The following is a 17,964-nucleotide window of genomic DNA, read 5'->3' as shown; positions in this document are numbered from 1 at the left end:
CGGCGCTCCCGGCCCGGGGGCTCACCGCTGCCCGCCGCCGCCCTCCCGCAACCCCGCGACCTGCACCGCGCTCAGCTCGACCGTGCGCCGCATATGGGCGATGAGCAGCGCGACCTCGTCGTCGTCGTAGGTCTCGAACATGCCCGCCCAGCCGCCGTTCAGCTGCTCCCAGACCGCCCCGAACTCCGCCATCCGCTCCGGCACCGTCGCGACGAGGACGCGCCGCCGGTCCACCGTGTCCCGGGCGCGGGTGACGTAGCCGGCCCGTTCGAGCCGGTCGACCAGCCGGGTCGCCGACCCCGTGGTGAGCCCGGTCAGTTCCGCGATCCGCCCCGTGGTGACGGGAGTCGCCTCCAGGCTGAGCAGGTTGAGGCACTGAAGGTCGGTGGGGTGCAGGTTCAGCCGGTCCGCGACTGCCTGGTTGAACAGGGCGTACGCGGCCATGTAGCGGCGCGCCACCTCGGACAGCTCGGCGAGCATCGCGGCGCGACGGGGGGCGGGAGACTTCTGCGGCATACAGAAAGTGTACGAAGCAGCGATCACGCGCCCCGTGCCCCGGGGCGCTCGGGCCTCCCGGACTCAGAGGGGGCTCAGTGCCTCGGGGCCAGGCCTCAGAAGACGTACTCGTCACCGGTGGCCGGTGCCAGTACCTCGTGGTCGCTGTTGTTCGCGTTCCGGTCCGTCGCCCCGCCGTTCCAGACGGTGTCGATCCTGACGACCACCTCGACGGGCCGCCCCCGCAGCTGGAGTTCGAGCGCGAGCTGCCGCTCCTGCGAGCCGTCCGCGCTCAGCGGTCCCGTCCGGCACAGCACCGTCTGCTGGTCGGCCTGGAGGCATTGCGCGGGCAGCACCTGACGGCCGGAGAGCGGCACGGACACCCGTAGCCGGACGGTCGCGCTCGCGAGGTCCGAGGGTCCGCTGTTGCGGCTGACGAGCCAGACGCCCAGCCCCGTGCCCCACAGCGACACATGCCCGTGGTGCGACACATCCGCCTCGGGTGCGATGGTCCGCGCCCCCGGGAGGACGGCCGGTGCGCCGACGGCCGAGGCCGTACCGCCCGTGCCGCCCAGCGCCAGAGTCGATGCCACGGCCGCCGCAGCGGACACCCTCAGCAGGGCCTTACCCGTCACTACCATGCCCTGAAGATACAGATCTGCACGAATTATCCACATATTCCGACCGCTCCGGCGCGCCCCCATGCCCCCTGCGGCACTCCCCTGCCGTACGCCTCATCGCCGCACTGACACCTCGCCGCGCATGACAGGCTGATCACATGTCCGTGGTCCGCTCCATCGCCCTGTTCGTCGTCGCCGCGCTCTTCGAGATCGGTGGCGCCTGGCTGGTCTGGCAAGGTGTCCGGGAACACCGGGGCTGGGCCTGGATCGGTGCGGGGGTCGTCGCGCTGGCCACGTACGGTTTCGTCGCCACGCTCCAGCCGGACGGCGAGTTCGGGCGCGTGCTGGCGGCGTACGGCGGGGTCTTCGTCGCGGGATCGATCGTCTGGGGCATGGTCGCGGACGGCTACCGGCCCGACCGCTGGGACATCACCGGCGCACTGGTCTGCCTGGCCGGGATGGCCGTGATCATGTACGCCCCGCGCGACCACTGACCACGCCCTGCCTATCCTGGCCCCGTATCGATCAGCTGTCCGAGGAGCTCGTCATGGCCGCATCCCCCATCGCCGTCATCACCGGAGCGAGCAGCGGCATCGGTGCCGCGACCGCCCGGCAGCTGGCGGCCGCCGGCTACCGCGTCGTGGTCACCGCCCGCCGCAAGGACCGCATCGAGGCGCTCGCCGCCGAGATCACCGCGGCCGGCCACGAGGCCACGGCCTACGCCCTGGACGTCACCGACCGCGCCTCGGTCGACGAGTTCGCCACCGCGTTCCGCTCCCTCGCCGTCCTGGTGAACAACGCGGGCGGCGCGCTCGGGGCCGACCCCGTCGCCACCGGCGACCCGGCCGACTGGCGCCAGATGTACGAGACCAACGTCATCGGCACCCTCAACGTCACCCAGGCCCTGCTCCCCGCCCTCACCGCGAGCGGCGACGGCACGGTGGTCATCCTCTCCTCGACCGCGGGCCTCTCCGCCTACGAGGGCGGCGGCGGCTACGTGGCCGCGAAGCACGGCGAGCACGTCCTGGCGGAGACCCTGCGCCTGGAGATCGTCGGCACCCCGGTCCGCGTCATTGAGGTCGCCCCCGGCATGGTCAAGACGGAGGAGTTCGCCACCACGCGCTTCCGCGGTGACACCGAGAAGGCCGCCAAGGTCTACGCGGGCGTCGACGCCCCCCTCAGCGCCGACGACGTGGCCGACACCATCACCTGGGCGGTCACCCGCCCCAGCCACGTCAACATCGACCTGCTGGTGGTCCGCCCCCGCGCCCAGGCCTCCAACTCCAAGGTCCACCGCACCGCCTGACGGTCCTGCCCGTCGGACGCGAGCCCGACGGAGAACGGCCGGGACGAGACCACCCCCCGCTGGTCTCGCCCCGGCCGTACCCGCCCTGGCCCCGCCTCCGCTCAGCCCTTCACGCAGATGATCTGCTTCAGCTTCGCGACGACCTCCACCAGGTCCCGCTGCTGATCGATGACCTTCTCGATCGGCTTGTACGCACCCGGGATCTCGTCCACGACACCGGAGTCCTTGCGGCACTCCACGCCCCGCGTCTGCTCCTCCAGGTCCTTCGTGGAGAAGCGCCGCCTGGCGGCGTTCCGGCTCATCTTCCGGCCCGCTCCGTGCGAGGCCGAGTTGAAGGACTTCTCGTTGCCGAGGCCCTTCACGATGTACGAGCCGGTGCCCATCGAGCCCGGGATGATCCCGAAGTCACCGGAGCCCGCCCGGATGGCACCCTTCCGGGTGACCAGCAGGTCCATCCCGTCGTACCGCTCCTCCGCCACGTAGTTGTGGTGACAGGAGATGACCGGCTCGAAGGACACCTTGGCCTTCTTGAACTCCTTGCGGACCACGTTCTGGAAGAGCGCCATCATGATCGCGCGATTGTGCTTCGCGTACTCCTGCGCCCAGAACAGGTCGTTGCGATAGGCCTCCATCGGCGGGGTGTCCGCGACGAACACCGCGAGGTCGCGGTCGATCAGGTCCTGGTTGTGCGGCAGTTTCTGCGCCTCACCGATATGGAAGGCGGCCAGTTCGTTGCCGATGTTCCGGGAACCGGAGTGCAGCATCAGCCAGACCGAACCTGACTCATCGAGACAGAACTCGACGAAGTGGTTACCGGCTCCGAGCGTCCCCATCTGCTTTGTGGCACGTTCCTGACGGAATTTGACCGCTTCGGCGACTCCGTCGAACCGCCCCCAGAAGTCGTCCCAGTCGGTCGACGGGAGCCCCTGCAGCCGGCCCGGGTCCACCGGGTCGTCGTGCATGCCCCGGCCCACCGGGATGGCCTGCTCGATCTTCGACCGGAGCCCGGTCAGGTCGCCGGGCAGGTCGTTGGCCGTCAGCGAGGTCTTGACCGCGGACATGCCGCAGCCGATGTCCACGCCCACCGCCGCCGGGCACACCGCGCCGTGCATCGCGATGACCGAGCCGACCGTGGCGCCCTTGCCGAAGTGGACGTCCGGCATGACGGCCAGGCCCTTGATCCATGGCAGGGTGGCGACGTTGCGCAGCTGCTGCATCGCGACGTCCTCGACCGTTGCCGGGTCCGTCCACATGCGGATGGGGACCTTGGCGCCCGGCACCTCTACGTACGACATTGTTCCTCGATTCCCCCGAAAAGCCTGAAAGCGCAAAACCGGTACCAAGGTCGGCAAAAGTATCGGCCGACCGGCAACCACGGCAGCGCGTGCGATACACATTGTGTCCATCGGCCGCCGACGAGCGGCAACCGTTTTTCGCACGAAGGGAGCCCAGGAACGTGCGACGAATGGCGTACGCGCCCGGCGCCGTGCTCATCGCAGCGCTCGCGGTCGGCTGCAGCAGCGGCACCGGAACCGGCGATTCCGCCACCGACAGCAAGCCCGGCGCCCCGACCACCTCCGCCGCGCCTCCGGGCAAGTACCGCACGCTCCCCGAGGCCTGCCGCTCGGTCTCGCCCGCCACCCTGAAGGACCTGCTGCCCGGCTCCGCCGAACTACCCGAGGCGCAGCAGGAGAAGGTGTTCGACGGTTCGCCCGCCGTCACCTACGACACCGACCGCCGGGTCGGCTGCCGTTGGAAGGCCGAGGCGCCGGAGGGTGCCCGCAGTCTGTTCGTCGACTTCGAGCGGGTGGTCTCGTACGACACGTCCGTGAGCGACGACGACCGCGCGCGCGAGGTGTACGCGAAGAAGGAGGCCGCCGCCGATCTGCCCGCCGCGCTGCCCGGCAGCACGGACAGCGGCACTCCGGACACCTCGGACTCCCCGTCCGCGACCGCGAGCGGGAAGCCGGGCAAGGACGCGGGCAAGGACGCGGGCAAGGGCTCCGACGCCGGCGCGGACGGGAAGACCGGCACGGACACCGGGGACACCGGGGGCGGCAGCACCGCCGAGAGCCTTCAGCCGCGCGTCCTCGATTCGCTCGGAGACAGTGCATTTCTGGACGATCTGCTCACTCGGGCAGGTTCCACCGCACAGCACCGCACCGTGAGCGTGGTATTCCGCACATCGAACGTCATCGTGACCATCCAGTACACCGCGCAGCCGGCCCTCTCCACCGAGATCCCCGACAGCAAGGAACTGCAGGAGAAGGCCCAGGCACTGGGCCGGAAGCTGGTCGACGGCTTCAGCGAGTGACCCCGCCCCGGCCGGTCCGTCCGGCGGGCCGGACGGGCCGCGAGCCGTCCGGCCGAGGCGGCATCCGGCCGCAGTCCGTCGTACCGTGGCCCTCCGGAACCACCGCCCGCGTCCCCTGTCCACCGACCGTCCGGCCGCCCGAACGCCGCGCCACCCGAGTGAAGGAACCATGCACCGATCAGCCCCGCGACTCACCCGCATACTCGCCTGCGCCGCCGTTCCGGTGATGCTCGTCGTCGCCGGCTGCTCGTCGGACTCCGACAGCGACAAGGACAAGGCCTCGGCCTCGTCCCCCTCGTCGGAAGCGACGAAGTCGGAGCCCAAGGTCGCGGCCGCGAAGTTCGCCGAGCTGCCCGACCCCTGCAAGTCGATCACCGCGAAGACGGTCAAGTCCCTGGTCCCCTCGGCCAAGACCAAGGCGGGCACCCAGGGCAAGTCCAGCGACACCGCCGTCCGGGGCAGCTGCTCCTGGAACGGCCTGGACGACAACGGCGTCAAGGGCTCCCAGTACCGCTGGCTCGACACCGGCTTCACCCGCTTCTCCTCGGACCAGGCCCTGGGCAGCGGTGCCGACCGGGCCGGCGACGACCTGACGAAGCAGATCGCCAAGGTCAAGGCGACCGAGGGCGCCAAGAAGGTCGTCACGGCTCCCGTCAGCGGGATCGGCGAGACGGCGACCCTGGTCACGTACGACCTCGAGAAGACCGGTGAGGACTTCCGCTACGCGACGGTCCTCGCCCGTACCGGGAACGTCGTCGTGACCCTCACCTACAACGGCGCGGGCTACGCCGGGTCGAAGACTCCGTCGGCCGAGAAGATCACCGCGGGCGCCAAGATGGGTGCCCGGGACGCGGTCGCCTCGGTCGCCACCGCCAACGAGGCCCCGAAGACGAGCGCATCGCCCGACGCCCCCAAGTCGTCCGGCAAGCCCTCGGCCAAGGAGTCGGGCAAGAGCACGGACAAGGCCACGGGCAAGTCCTCGGCCAAGGCGTCCGACAAGGCTGCCGAGTAGTACCTTCCCCGGCCTCCGGGAGCCCCAACTCCCCAGCCCGGAAGCGGATTCACGAAGCCCGGTCCTCCTCGGAGAGCCGGGCTTCGCCCCTCCCCGCGCAACGCGGCTCGCACGCATGTGCCAGGCTGTGCCCGCCAGAACTCGAAATCGTCCCTCCGGACCGGGCGTCGGAGACGAAGAAGCGGGAAGGGGATCGCGGGTGGCCGCGATGCAGCTCACACGCACGCACCGAATACTCATCGGGCTCGTGGTGGCCGGTGCGGTGCTCATCGCAGCGATCGGCTTCGCGGGCTCGTACGCCGCGGTACGCGAACTCGCCCTGGAGAAGGGCTTCGGGAACTTCTCGCTGGTCTTCCCGATCGGCATCGACGCGGGCATCTGTGTCCTGCTCTCGCTGGACCTGCTGCTGACCTGGCTGCGCATCCCGTTCCCGCTGCTGCGTCAGACGGCCTGGATGCTGACCGCCGCGACGATCGCGTTCAACGGCGCGGCCGCGTGGCCGGACCCGCTCGGCGTAGGCATGCACGCCGTGATCCCGGTGCTGTTCGTGGTGTCCGTCGAGGCCGCCCGGCACGCCGTGGGCCGGATCGCCGATATCACGGCCGACAAGCACATGGAGGGCGTCCGCCTCACCCGCTGGCTGCTCTCGCCCGTGCCGACGTTCCGGCTGTGGCGGCGGATGAAGCTGTGGGAACTGCGGTCGTACGAGCAGGTCATCAAGCTCGAACAGGACCGGCTGATCTACCAGGCCCGCCTCCAGGCCCGCTTCGGCCGCAACTGGCGGCGCAAGGCCCCCGTCGAGTCCCTGATGCCGCTGCGCCTCGCGAAGTACGGCGTCCCGCTGGCCGACACCGGCCCGGCCGGGCTCGCCGCCGCCGGCATCGAACCGGTGCTGCTGCCCCCGGCCCCCGCCGCGGCGGCCGCCGCCGTCGACACGGCCCGGCCCCAGCAGCCCGAGCTCGCCGGCGCCCCGGACCAGGGGCAGTACGCCGGGCAGCAGCCGCAACAGCAGCACCAGGACGGCCCGCAGAACCAGCAGCACCAACAGCACCAGCAGCCGCAGAGCGCGTTCCAGCCCCAGCGGCAGAGCGCGTTCCAGCCGCACTCCCCGGTCCTCACCCCCGCCCCCGATTCGCACGAGAGCCCCTGGTTCGCGGCGCAGTCGCCGGACGGCGCGTACGAGGGCTCGTACAACCCGACCTACGTCGACGAGCAGGAGCCCGGCCCGGTCATGATCCCGACCGGTCCCGGCCGCACCCGCCCGCTCGGCAACGTCGGCACGATCGGCGCCGTGCCCGGCCCGCGCACCGAGCAGCAGTTCCAGCAGCCTCAGCAGTCGCAGCAGCAGCCGGTCCACGAGGCGGCCGGGGCCCCGGAGGCCGCCGAGGTCGTGCAGGAGGCGCAGCCCGTCGCCGAGGCGGCCGAGGAATGGGCCGAGGAGTGGGCGCAGGAGGACGCGGAGTTCAGCGAGATCGCCTACGAGGTCTTCGCCGCGTTCGTGACGCAGCACAGCACGTACCCCAGCATCGAGGTCCTCGACATCCACCTGTCGGACGGCCACAACGTGCGGCACCCGCGCAGCGCCGCACTGCTCCGCCAGCTGATCCAGGGCTTCAAGAACCGCTACCACGCGGAGCTGGAGGCCGACCACATCGCGTGAGCCGCTGAGCCCATGAGCCGCTGAACAGCTGAACCACCGCGCACGGCCGAGGGCCGTCACCCGCATCCCGGGTGGCGGCCCTCGGTCGTGCGCGCCCGCGTCCGCGCCTGCGGAATGTCTCGAAGGAAACAGTCCCGGTACGCCCTAGGTCGTCTACATATCGCGCGGCCACCGGCCTAGATTCAGTGGTGTACCGCAAGTGAATACGCGCCATGGCGAGTTACGGCACCACGATTCCCGGATTCCCGACAGCCGTCCACGACAGCCGCCCGTTGAACCATTCGCCGAACGGCCCATTCGCACGACCGTCGCGAAGCCGGAGCCCGTAGTTCTCCGTGCCCGTAATACCGCATTCCCGTTTCCCGCATTCCCGTTTCCCGTACTTACGCGTTCCCGTACTTCCGCGTTCGCGTACTCCCGATTCCCCCCGACCCACCACGAGAGGAACACCGTGTCCCGCGCAATTCCGCTAAGAGCCGTGCTCGCCTCCGCGGCCGTCCTCACGGCGATCGCGCCGATTGCCCTTCCGGCCCCCGCCATGGCGAATTCGTCCACCCACGCCTCGGCCGCCGCCGGCCGTCACACCGGGCCGGACGTGATCAACACCCGGGCGGCCGACGTCTACCCGGAGGGCGTCGCCTGGGACCCCACCCGCCGCGCCTTCCTGGTCGGCTCCGCCCTGAAGGGCACCCTCTCGGTGGTCCGGCTGGACGGCACCGTCACCGAGCTGGCACCCAGCATCGGCATGGTGTCCACACTCGGGGTCCGGGTGGACACCGCGCGCAACCGCATCCTCGTCGCCTACAGCGACTTCTGGATCCGCCAGCGTCTTGACGTCGGCGACCAGCCGCCGACCTCGGGCGTGGCGATCTTCGCCCTGGACACCGGCAAGCTGCAGCGCCGGATCGACGTCGCCCGGGGGCTCTCGCGCACCTTCGCCAACGACCTGACCTTCGACCCGCGCGGCAATATCTACGTCACGGACTCCGTGTCGGCCACGCTCCAGCGGATCGACCTCGCCGGCCACGTCCACCCGGTGGTGACCGACCCCCGCTTCGCCGCGGACATCGTGGGCCTGAACGGCATCACGTGGCACCCGGACGGCTATCTGCTGGCCCTTCGCTACGACAACGGCGCCATGTTCCGGATCACTCCGGACGCCCCGGCCCGCCGCAAGGTGGCCGAGGTGAAGCTCTCCCAGCCGCTGGTGGGCACCGACGGGCTCGCACTGCGGCCCGACGGCTCCCTGGTCGTGGTGACCAACTCCATCGGTGAGGCCGTCGGCGCGCCCGGCGGAGTCGACGCCGTCACGGTCGTGGACTCGAAGAACGGCTGGCGCAGCGCCACCGTCCGCTCGCGCGAGGAGCCGTGGCCCGTCAGCGGCCCGACGACCGTGGCCGTCACGCCGTACGGCGACTACGTGCTCAGCGGTGAGGTCGGGGTGGTTCTGGCCGGGGAAGTCTCGGACCGGATCACCCTGCGCCGGGTGGCCCGTGCCGGCACCACGCACCACACCACCGGCCACGACTCCGTGAGCCGCAACTCCGAGAGCAGCAGGGGGAACAACCGATGAGCGCAGCCAAGAGCAACGGCGTTCTCTGGGCGCTGATCGCCACGTCTCTGCCCATGTTCATGGTCTCGCTGGACAACCTCGTCGTCACCAACGCGCTGGCGGAGATCGGCAAGGACTTCGACGTCAAGCAGTCCGAGCTGCAGTGGGTGATGAACGGCTACGTGCTGGCCTTCGCCGGTCTGCTGCTGGCCGGTGCGGCGCTCGGTGACCGCTTCGGCCGCCGTCGGGTGTTCCTCGGCGGCATCGCCCTGTTCACCGTGTCCTCGGTGGCCTGTGCGATGGCCGGTTCGGTCGTCACGCTGGTCATCGCCCGGGTGTTCCAGGGCGCGGGCGCGGCGGCCATCCTGCCGGTCTCGCTGACGCTGGCCGTGGGCGCCGTCTCCCGTGCGCAGCGGAATCTGGCCGTCGGGGTCTGGGGCGGGGTCAACGGTCTCGGGATCGCGGCCGGTCCGCTCGCGGGCGGTCTGGTCACCGAGAAGATCTCGTGGAGCTGGATCTTCTGGATCAACGTGCCCGTCGGTCTCATCGCCCTGCCGCTGGCCCTGTGGGCGGTCAAGGAGAGCCGGGGCAAGGAGCGCAGCCTGAACGTGCCGAGCATGGTCCTGGTGACCGGCTCCGTCGTCTCGGCCGTCTGGGGCATCGTCTCGGCCGCCGACCACGGCTGGACCAGCACCAGCACCCTGGTCGGGCTGTCCCTCACAGTGGTCCTCGCCGTGGCGTTCGTCGTGTCCGAGCGGTCCAGCAGCCAGCCGCTGATCCCCTCGCACCTGTACCGGGCGCGGGCGTTCGTGCTGAGCAACGTGGTGTCGATCACGATGTACTTCGGTGTCTTCGGGTCGATCTTCTACCTCACCCAGTTCCTCCAGGGCCCCATGGGCTACACCCCCTTCGAGGCGGGTCTGCGCACCATCCCGTGGACCCTGGCGCCGATGTTCGTGGTGCCCGTCGCCAGCCAGTTCGTGGACCGGATCGGCGGCGGCGTGCTGCAGGCCGCAGGCTGCGCGCTGCAGGGCATCGGCCTCGGCTGGATCGCCCTGGTCATCACGCCGGACGTCGGTTACGGCGCCATGGTGCCGGCGCTGGCCCTGGCCGGTATCGGCATGGGGCTGGTCTTCGCGGGCAACCCCGCCACGGTGATCTCGGCGGTGCCGGAGAACGAGCAGAACAAGGCGTCCGGTGCCAACAACACCAGCCGCGAGTTCGGCGGCGCGCTCGGTGTGGCCGCGCTCACCACCGTGTTCAGCCGCCAGTTCGCCGCCAACACCTCGGGCGACCAGGCCTCGGCGTTCACCGACGGCCTGGAGGCCGCGCTGTGGATCGGCGTGATCGTGGTGATGCTCGGCGCGGTGAGCGGCCTGCTCATCCGGCGGAGCTCGGAGCGGGCCGGCGACAAGGCGGCCGAGGACAGCACGGTGGCGGTTCCGGTCGCCTGACCGCAGCCGCCACCCGGCGGGGCGGGGCCGGCCGACCGGCCCCGCCCCAGCCCGCCCCACCGCCCGGCTGATCACCCCGAGAACTGGTTTGGAGGAATCCGATGACCACCCAGGTGCTGGAAGACGCCGCGCCGGACGTGCGGCCCACTCTCGACTACGGGCGCACCATCGAGCGCTCCCTGGCGCACCGTTCCGCGATATCCGAGGTCTTCGTCACGGACGTCAGGACCGTACGTCCGATGGCCGTGACCTCGGGCATCCATCTGCCGCTCACCCACCTCTACTACAGCGACCACCGGCCGAGGCCGAAGCTGCACGACTCCCTGCTGCTGCTGGAGGCCGGGCGGCAGGCCTCGATCGCGGGTGGCCACACCAACGCCGGTGTGCCGGCCGGAACCGTCGCCATCGTGCACGCCTTCCAGTTCTCGCTGCGGAACCTGTCCGCGCTGCGGGTCGGCGGCGAGCCGGGGCAGCCCCGGATCGACACCGACTTCTTCGGCAAGACCGCCCGGCACAGCGGCCGTTTCCGCAAGGGCCGGCTCGAACAGCGGATCTTCATGGGGGACGTGCACGTCGGCGACCACGCGATGGACGTGCTCTTCCTCAAGGGGGACGAGAACGAGATCCTGCGCCACGCCCAGCGCGGTACCCCGGCCCCGCTCAGTTCGGAGTTCACCGAGTGGCCCGGTGTCGTCGGGCGCGTGGCCCCGGAGCTGGTGGGGCGCGACAACCCGCTGAACGTCGTGCTCACGGAGCCGGAGTTCACCGCGGAGTCCGTGACGGCGCAGGTGGTGCCGCGGTTCGACAACCCGGCGCTGTTCGACCACTCCTACGACCACCTGCCGGCCATGGCCCTGGTCGAGGCGGCGCGTCAGCTGGCGCTGGTGACGGCGGGTGCCGCGCCCGGCCCGGCGTCGGCGTCCGGCTCCGCGAACCTCTTCGCCGCCGGCTACGAGGGCGGGTTCCAGCGGTTCGCCGAGCTGGACGTGCCCCTGACCGCGACGGCCGCGCGGACGCCCGCGAGTGACGGCCGGCACACGGTGCGGGTCCGCTTCCGCCAGGACGACCAGGAGATCGCGGAACTCAGCGTCACCGTCGTCGACGTCTCCCACCTCCACGGATCCTGAGGACCTGGCATGTCTGACACCACATCGCCCCCACTGGCCGTCTGGTCGGACTTCGGCGGGGTGCTCACCCCGCCGCTCGGCCACACGATGAAGACGTTCTGTGACTCGATGGGCCTGGACCAGGTGGTCCTGGGCCGTGCGCTGGCCACCGTCACCGCCCGGTACGGCACGACCGACATCATGCTGCCGATCGACACCCCGCTGGTGACCGAGGAGGAGTGGCTCCGCGAGGTCGGTGACGTGCTGGAGGCCGAGCACGGGGTGCGGCTCCGGCTCACCACGATGGCGGACGCCTGGTTCGACGGGCGGGAGACCAACCACGCCTGGCTGGCCCAGCTGCGCAAGATCCGTGAGCGGGGCGCGTTCGTCGGGATGCTCTCCAACATGGTGCCCGCCTGGGACCCGTACTGGCGCCGCATGATCGAGCCCGACGGGCTCTGGGACGACGTGCTCCTCTCGTTCGAGGTGGGCCACCGCAAGCCGTCCCCCGGCATGTTCGAACTGGCCGCGCGGCGGGCGGGCGTCCCCCCGGAGCGCTGTGTGCTCGTGGACGACCTGCCGCAGAACTGTGCCGGTGCCGAGGCGCTCGGCTGGCAGACGGTGCTGTTCACCGACGCCGAGAGCGCGGGCGACCGGCTCGCGTCCCTGTGGGACGACACCAGGAGGAAGTCCGCATGAGCCGCTCCGTACTCGTCACCGGTGGCAACCGGGGCATCGGGCTCGCCACCGCACGCGCCCTGGCGGCCGAGGGCCACAAGGTCGCCGTCACCTACCGCAACGGCGAACCCCCGCCCGGCTTCTTCGCCGTGCGGTGCGACGTGACCGACAGTGCCCAGGTCGAGGCCGCGGTCCAGGAGGTGTCGATCCAGCAGGGTGCCGTGGAGATCCTGGTCTCCAACGCGGGTATCACCCGGGACCAGTTGCTGATCGGGATGCCGGAGGACGACTTCCGGGCCGTGATGGAGACCAACTTCCAGGGGGCCGTGAGCGTCACCCGCGCGGTCATCCCCGCGATGATCAAGGCCCGTTGGGGCCGGCTGATCTACATGTCGTCCATCAACAGCATGTCCGGCGCCCCGGGGCAGACCAACTACGCCTCCTCCAAGGCGGCGTTGATCGGGTTCGCCAGGTCCCTCGCGATCGAGCTGGGCCGGCGCAACATCACGGTCAACGTGGTGGCCCCCGGAATGATCGAGACCGACATGGTCGAGAACGTCACCGACGCGCGCCGGCAGGCCGCGCTCGCCAGGACGGCGCTGGCCCGTACCGGCACCCCCGAGGAAGTCGCCGCGGCCGCGCGTTTCCTGGCCGGCGAGGACGCCTCGTACGTGACCGCAGGAGTCATCCCGGTCACCGGCGGCCTGGGCGCCGGCCACTGAGGCACGGGCCCGCCGGCCCGGCCGACCCACAGACCTCCGGGGGTGAATCCCCGGACCTTTCCCCACTATTGAGGAGCAAGCAGATGAGCAGCGAAGCACTCGAACTCTCCATCAACATGGGCCTCGTCTTCAACGACCTGAACGAGGAGGCCGCGCTCAAGTACATCGCGGACTCCTTCGTCGACCACGAGGCGCAGCCCGGCGTCCCGGGTGGCCCGCTCGGGTACCTCGGTACCGCCCGCTGGGTCCACAGCGCCTTCGCCGGTGCGACGTGGGAGGAGCTGGACAGCTTCACCGAGGGCGACAAGGCCGTCCTGCGGCTGCGCTTCACCGGCAAGCACACGGGTGACTTCCTGGGCTTCGCGCCGAGCGGGGCCGACGTGGACGTCGAGCAGACGCACATCTACCGGATCGAGGACGGCAAGGTCGTCGAGCACTGGGGCTTCCGCCAGGACCTGCTGCTGCTGACCCAGATAGGCGCCATCACCCTCAAGCCGCCGGTCCCGGCCGGCGTCTGATCCCTCGCGCCGCACCCCCACACGCGCCACACCCCCACACCCCCACGCCAACCGCCCCCACACCAACCGCCCCTCCCACCCGCACCCCCCACCATCACCGGCGGACGCGGACCACTCACGTTTTCTCTTCACGAAAGGACCCATCATGACCGTGCAGACCGTGGAACTGGATGCCGAGCTGCGGATCCGTGTCATCGACATCGTCAACGAGGAACTGGAGCTGGACGACGACGAGCTCACCGAGGACGGCCTGTTCATCGAGGACTACGACAGCGACTCGCTGACCCTCATAACCGTCGTCTCCCGAATAGAGAAGGAGCTCGGCTACGTCCTGCCCAAGGAGGAGCTGGAGTCCCTCACCACGCTCAGGACGCTGCTGACCGCCGTCGAAGGATGCGCGCGGAATGCCTGAGTCGACCTTGCGCCGAGTCGTCATCACGGGACTCGGAGCGGTCAGCCCGGTGGGGATCGGCGTGGAGCTCTTCGCCGATTCCCTCCGGGCGGGCCGGGTCGGCATCGGGCCGGCCCGCAGCTTCGACGCCACCCCGTTCCCCAGCCGAAAGGCCGCCGAGGTCGACGACTTCGACCCGGCCGCCCTCCTTCAGCACCTCGACCCCGAGCGGTGGGGGCGCAGCGCCCTCCTCGCGGCCGCCGCCTCCCGGCTGGCGGTCGAGGACTCCGGTATCGACCCCGCACAGCTCTCCGCCGGCCGGTCCGGCTCGATCATGGGCACCACCAGCGGCGAGTCCGCGGTCGCGCAGAGCCTGGGCAGCCAGTGGGTGTCGCAGGGCCTGAAGGGCCTGGAGCCGCGCCTGGTGGAGCAGCTGCCCGCCGGTCAGATCGCGGGAGCCGTCAACGCCGAACTGGGCCTGAGCGGTGATGCCCAGACCATTCCGACCGCCTGCTCGGCCAGCAACTACGCGCTGGGCTACGCCTTCGACATGGTGCGCCTGGGCGAGGCCGACTTCATGCTGGCCGGCGGCGCCGACTCGGTGAACCGGCTGACCCACGCCGGGTTCTACGCGCTGGGCGCCATGGCCCAGGAGCTGCCGCAGCCCTTCGACGCCAACCGTTCGGGCATCATCACCGGCGAGGGCGGGGCGGCCCTGCTGCTCGAACCACTCGACCACGCGCTGGCCCGCGGTGCACGCATCTACGCCGAGGTGCTCGGGTACGCCGCCAACTGCGACGCGTCCCACATGGTGCACCCGGAAGCGAACAGCATCGCGGACTGCATCAGGGCCGCGCACCTCAACGCCGGGGTCGTACCGGAGCAGATCGACTACATCTGCGCCCACGGCACCGGTACGCCGACCAACGACGCGACGGAGGTCCGGGCGGTCCGCCAGGTCTTCGGGGACCGGCTGCCGCCGATCAGCTCGATCAAGTCGATGCTCGGCCACACGATGGGCGCGGCCAGCGGCTTCGGTGCGATCGCCTGCTGTGCGGCCCTGGAGCAGGGGTTCCTGCCGCCCACCGCCAACCTGGTCGAGACCGACCCGGAGCTGGGGCCCGGGGTGGACTGTGTCCCGGGCGTGGGCAGGGACGCCCGGGTGGAGATCGTGCAGAACCACGGTTTCGCCTTCGGCGGGAACAACGTCATCACCATTCTCGGGAGGTATCTGTGACCACGGCCGCGCCCGTGCAGCCCCTGCCGGTCGTCGGCGCCGGAGTGGTCTCCAGCGCGGGCTACGGACTGGCGTCCCTGGCCGGAGCGCTGAACCGGGGCTACGCGCCGGCGGAGGCCGGTGAACCGGACCCCGCCGGGCGGGACACGGCCTACCCGCCGCGTCCGGTCCGCAGCGTCCCCGGCTTCCGGGCCGCCGACCACCTGGGGCGCAAGGGCACCAAGAACCTGGACCGGCTCGCCGGTCTGAGCCTGGTCGCGTGCAAGCAGGCGCTGGAGGAGGCGGGCCCGGCCCCGGCGGGTACGGAGCCGGCCAGGACCGGTGTGGTGCTGGCCACCAACACCGGCAGCATCGCGGGCTACTCCGACCTGCTGTACGAGACCCTGACCCTGGAGAAGCCCTACCTGATCAACCCGGGCAAGTTCGCGGGCAGCGTCATGAACTGCAGCGCCGGGCAGATGGCCATCAGGCACGGGCTCAAGGGCCTGAACGCCACCGTGGCCGGCGGCCGCAGCGCCAGCCTCTACGCCTTCCGGCACGCCCGGCTGGCCATGGCCGCGGGGCGCGCCGAGAAGCTGCTCGTCGGCGGTGCCGAGGAGCTCAGCGCCCCGACGGCCTGGGCCTGGCACCACGCCGGAACGCTGCGGGAGGAGGCACCGGTCGGCGAGGGCAGCGCCGTGTTCGTCGTCCGGTCCGAGGAGACCCCCGGCGAACCGGTCCTCGCGGAGCTGCTGGCCTGCGAGGTCGGCTTCCACGGCTGGGCCGGGGTCAGCCGCCGGGCCGGCATCCACCGCGGCCTGACGAACGGGCTGGCCGACGCGGTCACCCGGGCCCTGGAGCGCAGCCGGGTGTCCGCCGACGAGGTGGCCGCCGTATCGCTCGGTGCCGCCGGCCACATCGGGCTGGACCGGGTGGAGGAGCGGGCGGTGCGGCTCGCGCTGGGGCGGCTGCCGGAACCGGTGCGGGTGACCGAGGTGCTGGGCGAGACGTACAGCGCGGGCGGCGCCATGCAGCTCGCGGCGCTGCTCGCCCGCTGGAAGAGCTCGCCGGGCGGCAACGGCCCCCGTATCGGTCTGATCACCTCGGTCGGCCACGACGGCAACGCCGGTGCGCTGGTCGTACGCGAGCGGACCTGAGTCCCGCCTACAAGAACAGGACGGTTGAGCCCCATGGTGAAGCGGGATGAGTGGGACGCGATAGTCGTCGGGAGCGGCATGGGCGGCCTGGTGTGCGCCTCGTACCTGGCTGTGAGCGGCCGTCGCGTCCTCGTGCTGGAGCAGCACGACGTGGCGGGGGGAAACAGTCATGTCTTCCGCCGCCGCCGGGCCTACGAGTTCGACGTGGGCGTCCACTACCTGGGCGACTGCGGGCCGGGCGGAGTGCTGCCGGCCATCTTCTCCGGTCTGGGGCTCGGCGGGCGGGTGGCCTACCGGGAGATGGACCGGGACGGCTTCGACCGGATCGAGATCCCGGGCCTCACGGTGGACGTGCCGGTCGGCTGGGAGGCGTACACGAAGCGGCTCACGGCGGCGCTGCCCGGCCAGAGCGCGGGCATCGCCCTGTTCACCGGGATCTGCCGGTCGGTCGCCACCGAGACCCGTTCGATGATGCTGTCGGAGGGCGAGTCCTCGCTGGCGGACCTGCTGGCCCGTACGCCGGTGACCGCCGAGTGGGGGCGCCGGACGCTCAGTGAGCTCTTCGACCACTGCGGGCTGTCGGCGCGGGCCCGTACCGTACTGGCGGCCCAGTCGCCCAACTACGGGATGGGGCCGCGCCAGTCCACCGTCTCGACCCACGCGGCCGTCACCGACCACTACCTGCGGGGCGCCTACTACCCCGAGGGCGGCGGCCAGGTGCTGGCGGCGGCGCTGGTCGAGGGGCTGGAGGCGCACGGCGGGGAGCTGCGGACCAGAAGCCGGGTGGAGCGCATCCTCGTCGAGGACGGCAGGGTCACCGGGGTGGGGATGACGGACGGCGAGGTCCACCGGGCTCCGCTGGTGGTGTCGAACGCGGACTACTCGCGGACCGTGCTGGACCTCGTGGGCGAGGAGCACTTCGGGCGCCGGGTGGTGTCGCGGACCCGGCAGGCGAAGATGGCGCTTCCCCTGGCCACGCTCTACGTGGCGCTCGACAAGGAGCTGCCGGCCCGTCCGAACGCCAATCTGTGGTGGTACCGGGACGACGACATCGAGGGCTACTACGAGCAGTTGGAGAGGGAGAGCATCAGCCCGGTGCCCTTCCTGTTCGCCTCGTTCGCCTCGCTGAAGGACCCGGGCACGGCGGCCGTCTGCCCGCCGGGGCACAGCAACTTCCAGGTGATGACGCTGTGTCCGCCCGGCTACGAGTACTGGGGGGTGAACCAGGGGCCCGCGGCCGGTGAGCGCTACCGGCGCAACGGGGGCTACCAGGAACGCAAGGCCGAGCTCACCGCGTCGATGCTGAGCGCGGCGGAGGAGGTGCTCGGCCCGTTCCGGGACCACATCGTGCACCTGGAGACGGCGACCCCGATCACGCATGAGCGCTACACGCTGGCCACCGGCGGGACGCCGTACGGGCTGGCCCAGTGGGGCGGTACGGGCAGCCGCCCCGACACCCGCACCACGATCGAGGGGCTGCACGTGGTGGGCACCAACACCCGTCACGGCACCGGCATCACCGGCTCGGCGGTCGGTGGCATGGTGCTGGCCGGGCAGATCCTGGGCCGCGCCCTGATGGCCGAGGTCCACGGCGGCGCGCTGCTCGGCGATCCGGACCTGCTCCCGGAACGCGCGCAGGGCTGGGACCCGCTGGCCGTCTCGCGCGGCGCCCGCCGCCAGGGCGCCCGGGGTCTGGCCCGGATCGGCTGAACCGGCGGACAGCGGCAGGCGGGCCCCGTAACCAGTTGGGTGGTTACGGGGCC

General features: G+C 71.2%; 18 protein-coding genes. 15 read left to right on the top strand and 3 right to left on the bottom strand.

Annotated elements, in window-relative coordinates; all coding sequences use genetic code 11:
- Positions 1-21: 21 nt before the first annotated feature.
- Positions 22-516 carry a MarR family winged helix-turn-helix transcriptional regulator gene (locus EDD93_RS13375; RefSeq protein ID WP_123525364.1) on the bottom strand — a complete coding sequence of 165 codons (495 nt, stop codon included), beginning with the start codon at positions 514-516 and terminating at the stop codon, positions 22-24.
- A 95-nt stretch (positions 517-611) separates the two neighbouring features.
- The gene (locus EDD93_RS13370; protein WP_123525363.1) at positions 612-1,136 is read right to left on the bottom strand and encodes a hypothetical protein; all 525 of its coding nucleotides are present in this window, start codon (positions 1,134-1,136) and stop codon (positions 612-614) included.
- 137 nt (positions 1,137-1,273) lie between these two features.
- Here EDD93_RS13370 and EDD93_RS13365 point away from each other — a divergent pair, with 137 nt between their 5' ends.
- Both EDD93_RS13365 and EDD93_RS13360 read left to right on the top strand, forming a co-directional pair.
- Entirely contained in the window at positions 1,274-1,609 is a 336-nt protein-coding gene (locus EDD93_RS13365) for a YnfA family protein (protein WP_123525362.1), read from the top strand.
- A gap of 53 nt (positions 1,610-1,662) precedes the next feature.
- Entirely contained in the window at positions 1,663-2,421 is a 759-nt protein-coding gene (locus EDD93_RS13360) for an SDR family NAD(P)-dependent oxidoreductase (protein WP_123525361.1), read from the top strand.
- A gap of 101 nt (positions 2,422-2,522) precedes the next feature.
- On the opposite strand, the gene EDD93_RS13355 is transcribed toward EDD93_RS13360, so the two are convergent.
- Entirely contained in the window at positions 2,523-3,716 is a 1,194-nt protein-coding gene (locus tag EDD93_RS13355; RefSeq protein ID WP_123525360.1) for an RtcB family protein, read from the bottom strand.
- Between the two features lie 170 nt (positions 3,717-3,886).
- Here EDD93_RS13355 and EDD93_RS13350 point away from each other — a divergent pair, with 170 nt between their 5' ends.
- The 13 genes from EDD93_RS13350 to EDD93_RS13290 all read left to right on the top strand — a co-directional run bounded on the left by EDD93_RS13350 (position 3,887) and on the right by EDD93_RS13290 (position 17,911).
- Positions 3,887-4,735: a DUF3558 domain-containing protein gene (locus EDD93_RS13350; protein ID WP_123525359.1), complete on the top strand. Its 849-nt coding sequence runs from the start codon at positions 3,887-3,889 to the stop codon at positions 4,733-4,735.
- 169 nt (positions 4,736-4,904) lie between these two features.
- Positions 4,905-5,747, top strand: a complete 843-nt coding sequence (locus EDD93_RS13345) for a DUF3558 family protein (protein ID WP_123525358.1) — start codon at positions 4,905-4,907, stop codon at positions 5,745-5,747.
- Positions 5,748-5,955: 208 nt separating this feature from the next.
- The gene (locus tag EDD93_RS13340; protein WP_123527744.1) at positions 5,956-7,407 is read left to right on the top strand and encodes a DUF2637 domain-containing protein; all 1,452 of its coding nucleotides are present in this window, start codon (positions 5,956-5,958) and stop codon (positions 7,405-7,407) included.
- A 478-nt stretch (positions 7,408-7,885) separates the two neighbouring features.
- Positions 7,886-8,980, top strand: coding sequence for an SMP-30/gluconolactonase/LRE family protein (locus tag EDD93_RS13335; RefSeq protein ID WP_260255713.1), 1,095 nt, complete (start codon positions 7,886-7,888; stop codon positions 8,978-8,980).
- Positions 8,977-10,413 carry an MFS transporter gene (locus EDD93_RS13330; protein WP_123525357.1) on the top strand — a complete coding sequence of 479 codons (1,437 nt, stop codon included), beginning with the start codon at positions 8,977-8,979 and terminating at the stop codon, positions 10,411-10,413. Before EDD93_RS13335 ends, EDD93_RS13330 begins: the two co-directional genes overlap by 4 nt.
- A gap of 101 nt (positions 10,414-10,514) precedes the next feature.
- Positions 10,515-11,540: an AfsA-related hotdog domain-containing protein gene (locus tag EDD93_RS13325; RefSeq protein WP_123525356.1), complete on the top strand. Its 1,026-nt coding sequence runs from the start codon at positions 10,515-10,517 to the stop codon at positions 11,538-11,540.
- A gap of 9 nt (positions 11,541-11,549) precedes the next feature.
- Complete coding sequence (locus EDD93_RS13320) at positions 11,550-12,218, top strand: HAD family phosphatase (protein WP_123525355.1); 669 nt, start codon at positions 11,550-11,552, stop codon at positions 12,216-12,218.
- Entirely contained in the window at positions 12,215-12,919 is a 705-nt protein-coding gene (gene fabG / locus EDD93_RS13315; RefSeq protein ID WP_123525354.1) for a 3-oxoacyl-ACP reductase FabG, read from the top strand. Before EDD93_RS13320 ends, fabG begins: the two co-directional genes overlap by 4 nt.
- An 83-nt stretch (positions 12,920-13,002) precedes the next feature.
- Complete coding sequence (locus EDD93_RS13310) at positions 13,003-13,437, top strand: ester cyclase (RefSeq protein ID WP_123525353.1); 435 nt, start codon at positions 13,003-13,005, stop codon at positions 13,435-13,437.
- 145 nt (positions 13,438-13,582) lie between these two features.
- A complete protein-coding gene (locus EDD93_RS13305) occupies positions 13,583-13,849 on the top strand; it encodes a phosphopantetheine-binding protein (protein WP_123525352.1) in 267 nt (88 codons plus the stop codon).
- Positions 13,842-15,065, top strand: coding sequence for a beta-ketoacyl synthase (locus EDD93_RS13300; protein WP_185092305.1), 1,224 nt, complete (start codon positions 13,842-13,844; stop codon positions 15,063-15,065). The genes EDD93_RS13305 and EDD93_RS13300 overlap by 8 nt, the downstream gene beginning before the upstream one ends.
- Positions 15,062-16,201, top strand: a complete 1,140-nt coding sequence (locus EDD93_RS13295) for a beta-ketoacyl synthase N-terminal-like domain-containing protein (protein WP_123525351.1) — start codon at positions 15,062-15,064, stop codon at positions 16,199-16,201. The genes EDD93_RS13300 and EDD93_RS13295 overlap by 4 nt, the downstream gene beginning before the upstream one ends.
- A gap of 33 nt (positions 16,202-16,234) precedes the next feature.
- Positions 16,235-17,911, top strand: a complete 1,677-nt coding sequence (locus EDD93_RS13290) for an NAD(P)/FAD-dependent oxidoreductase (protein ID WP_123525350.1) — start codon at positions 16,235-16,237, stop codon at positions 17,909-17,911.
- The last annotated feature ends 53 nt before the right edge of the window (positions 17,912-17,964 follow it).

Origin of the sequence: Streptomyces sp. 840.1, from assembly GCF_003751445.1 — a bacterium.
Taxonomy (GTDB): domain Bacteria; phylum Actinomycetota; class Actinomycetes; order Streptomycetales; family Streptomycetaceae; genus Streptomyces.
This window is presented reverse-complemented; position numbering and strand designations above follow the sequence as displayed.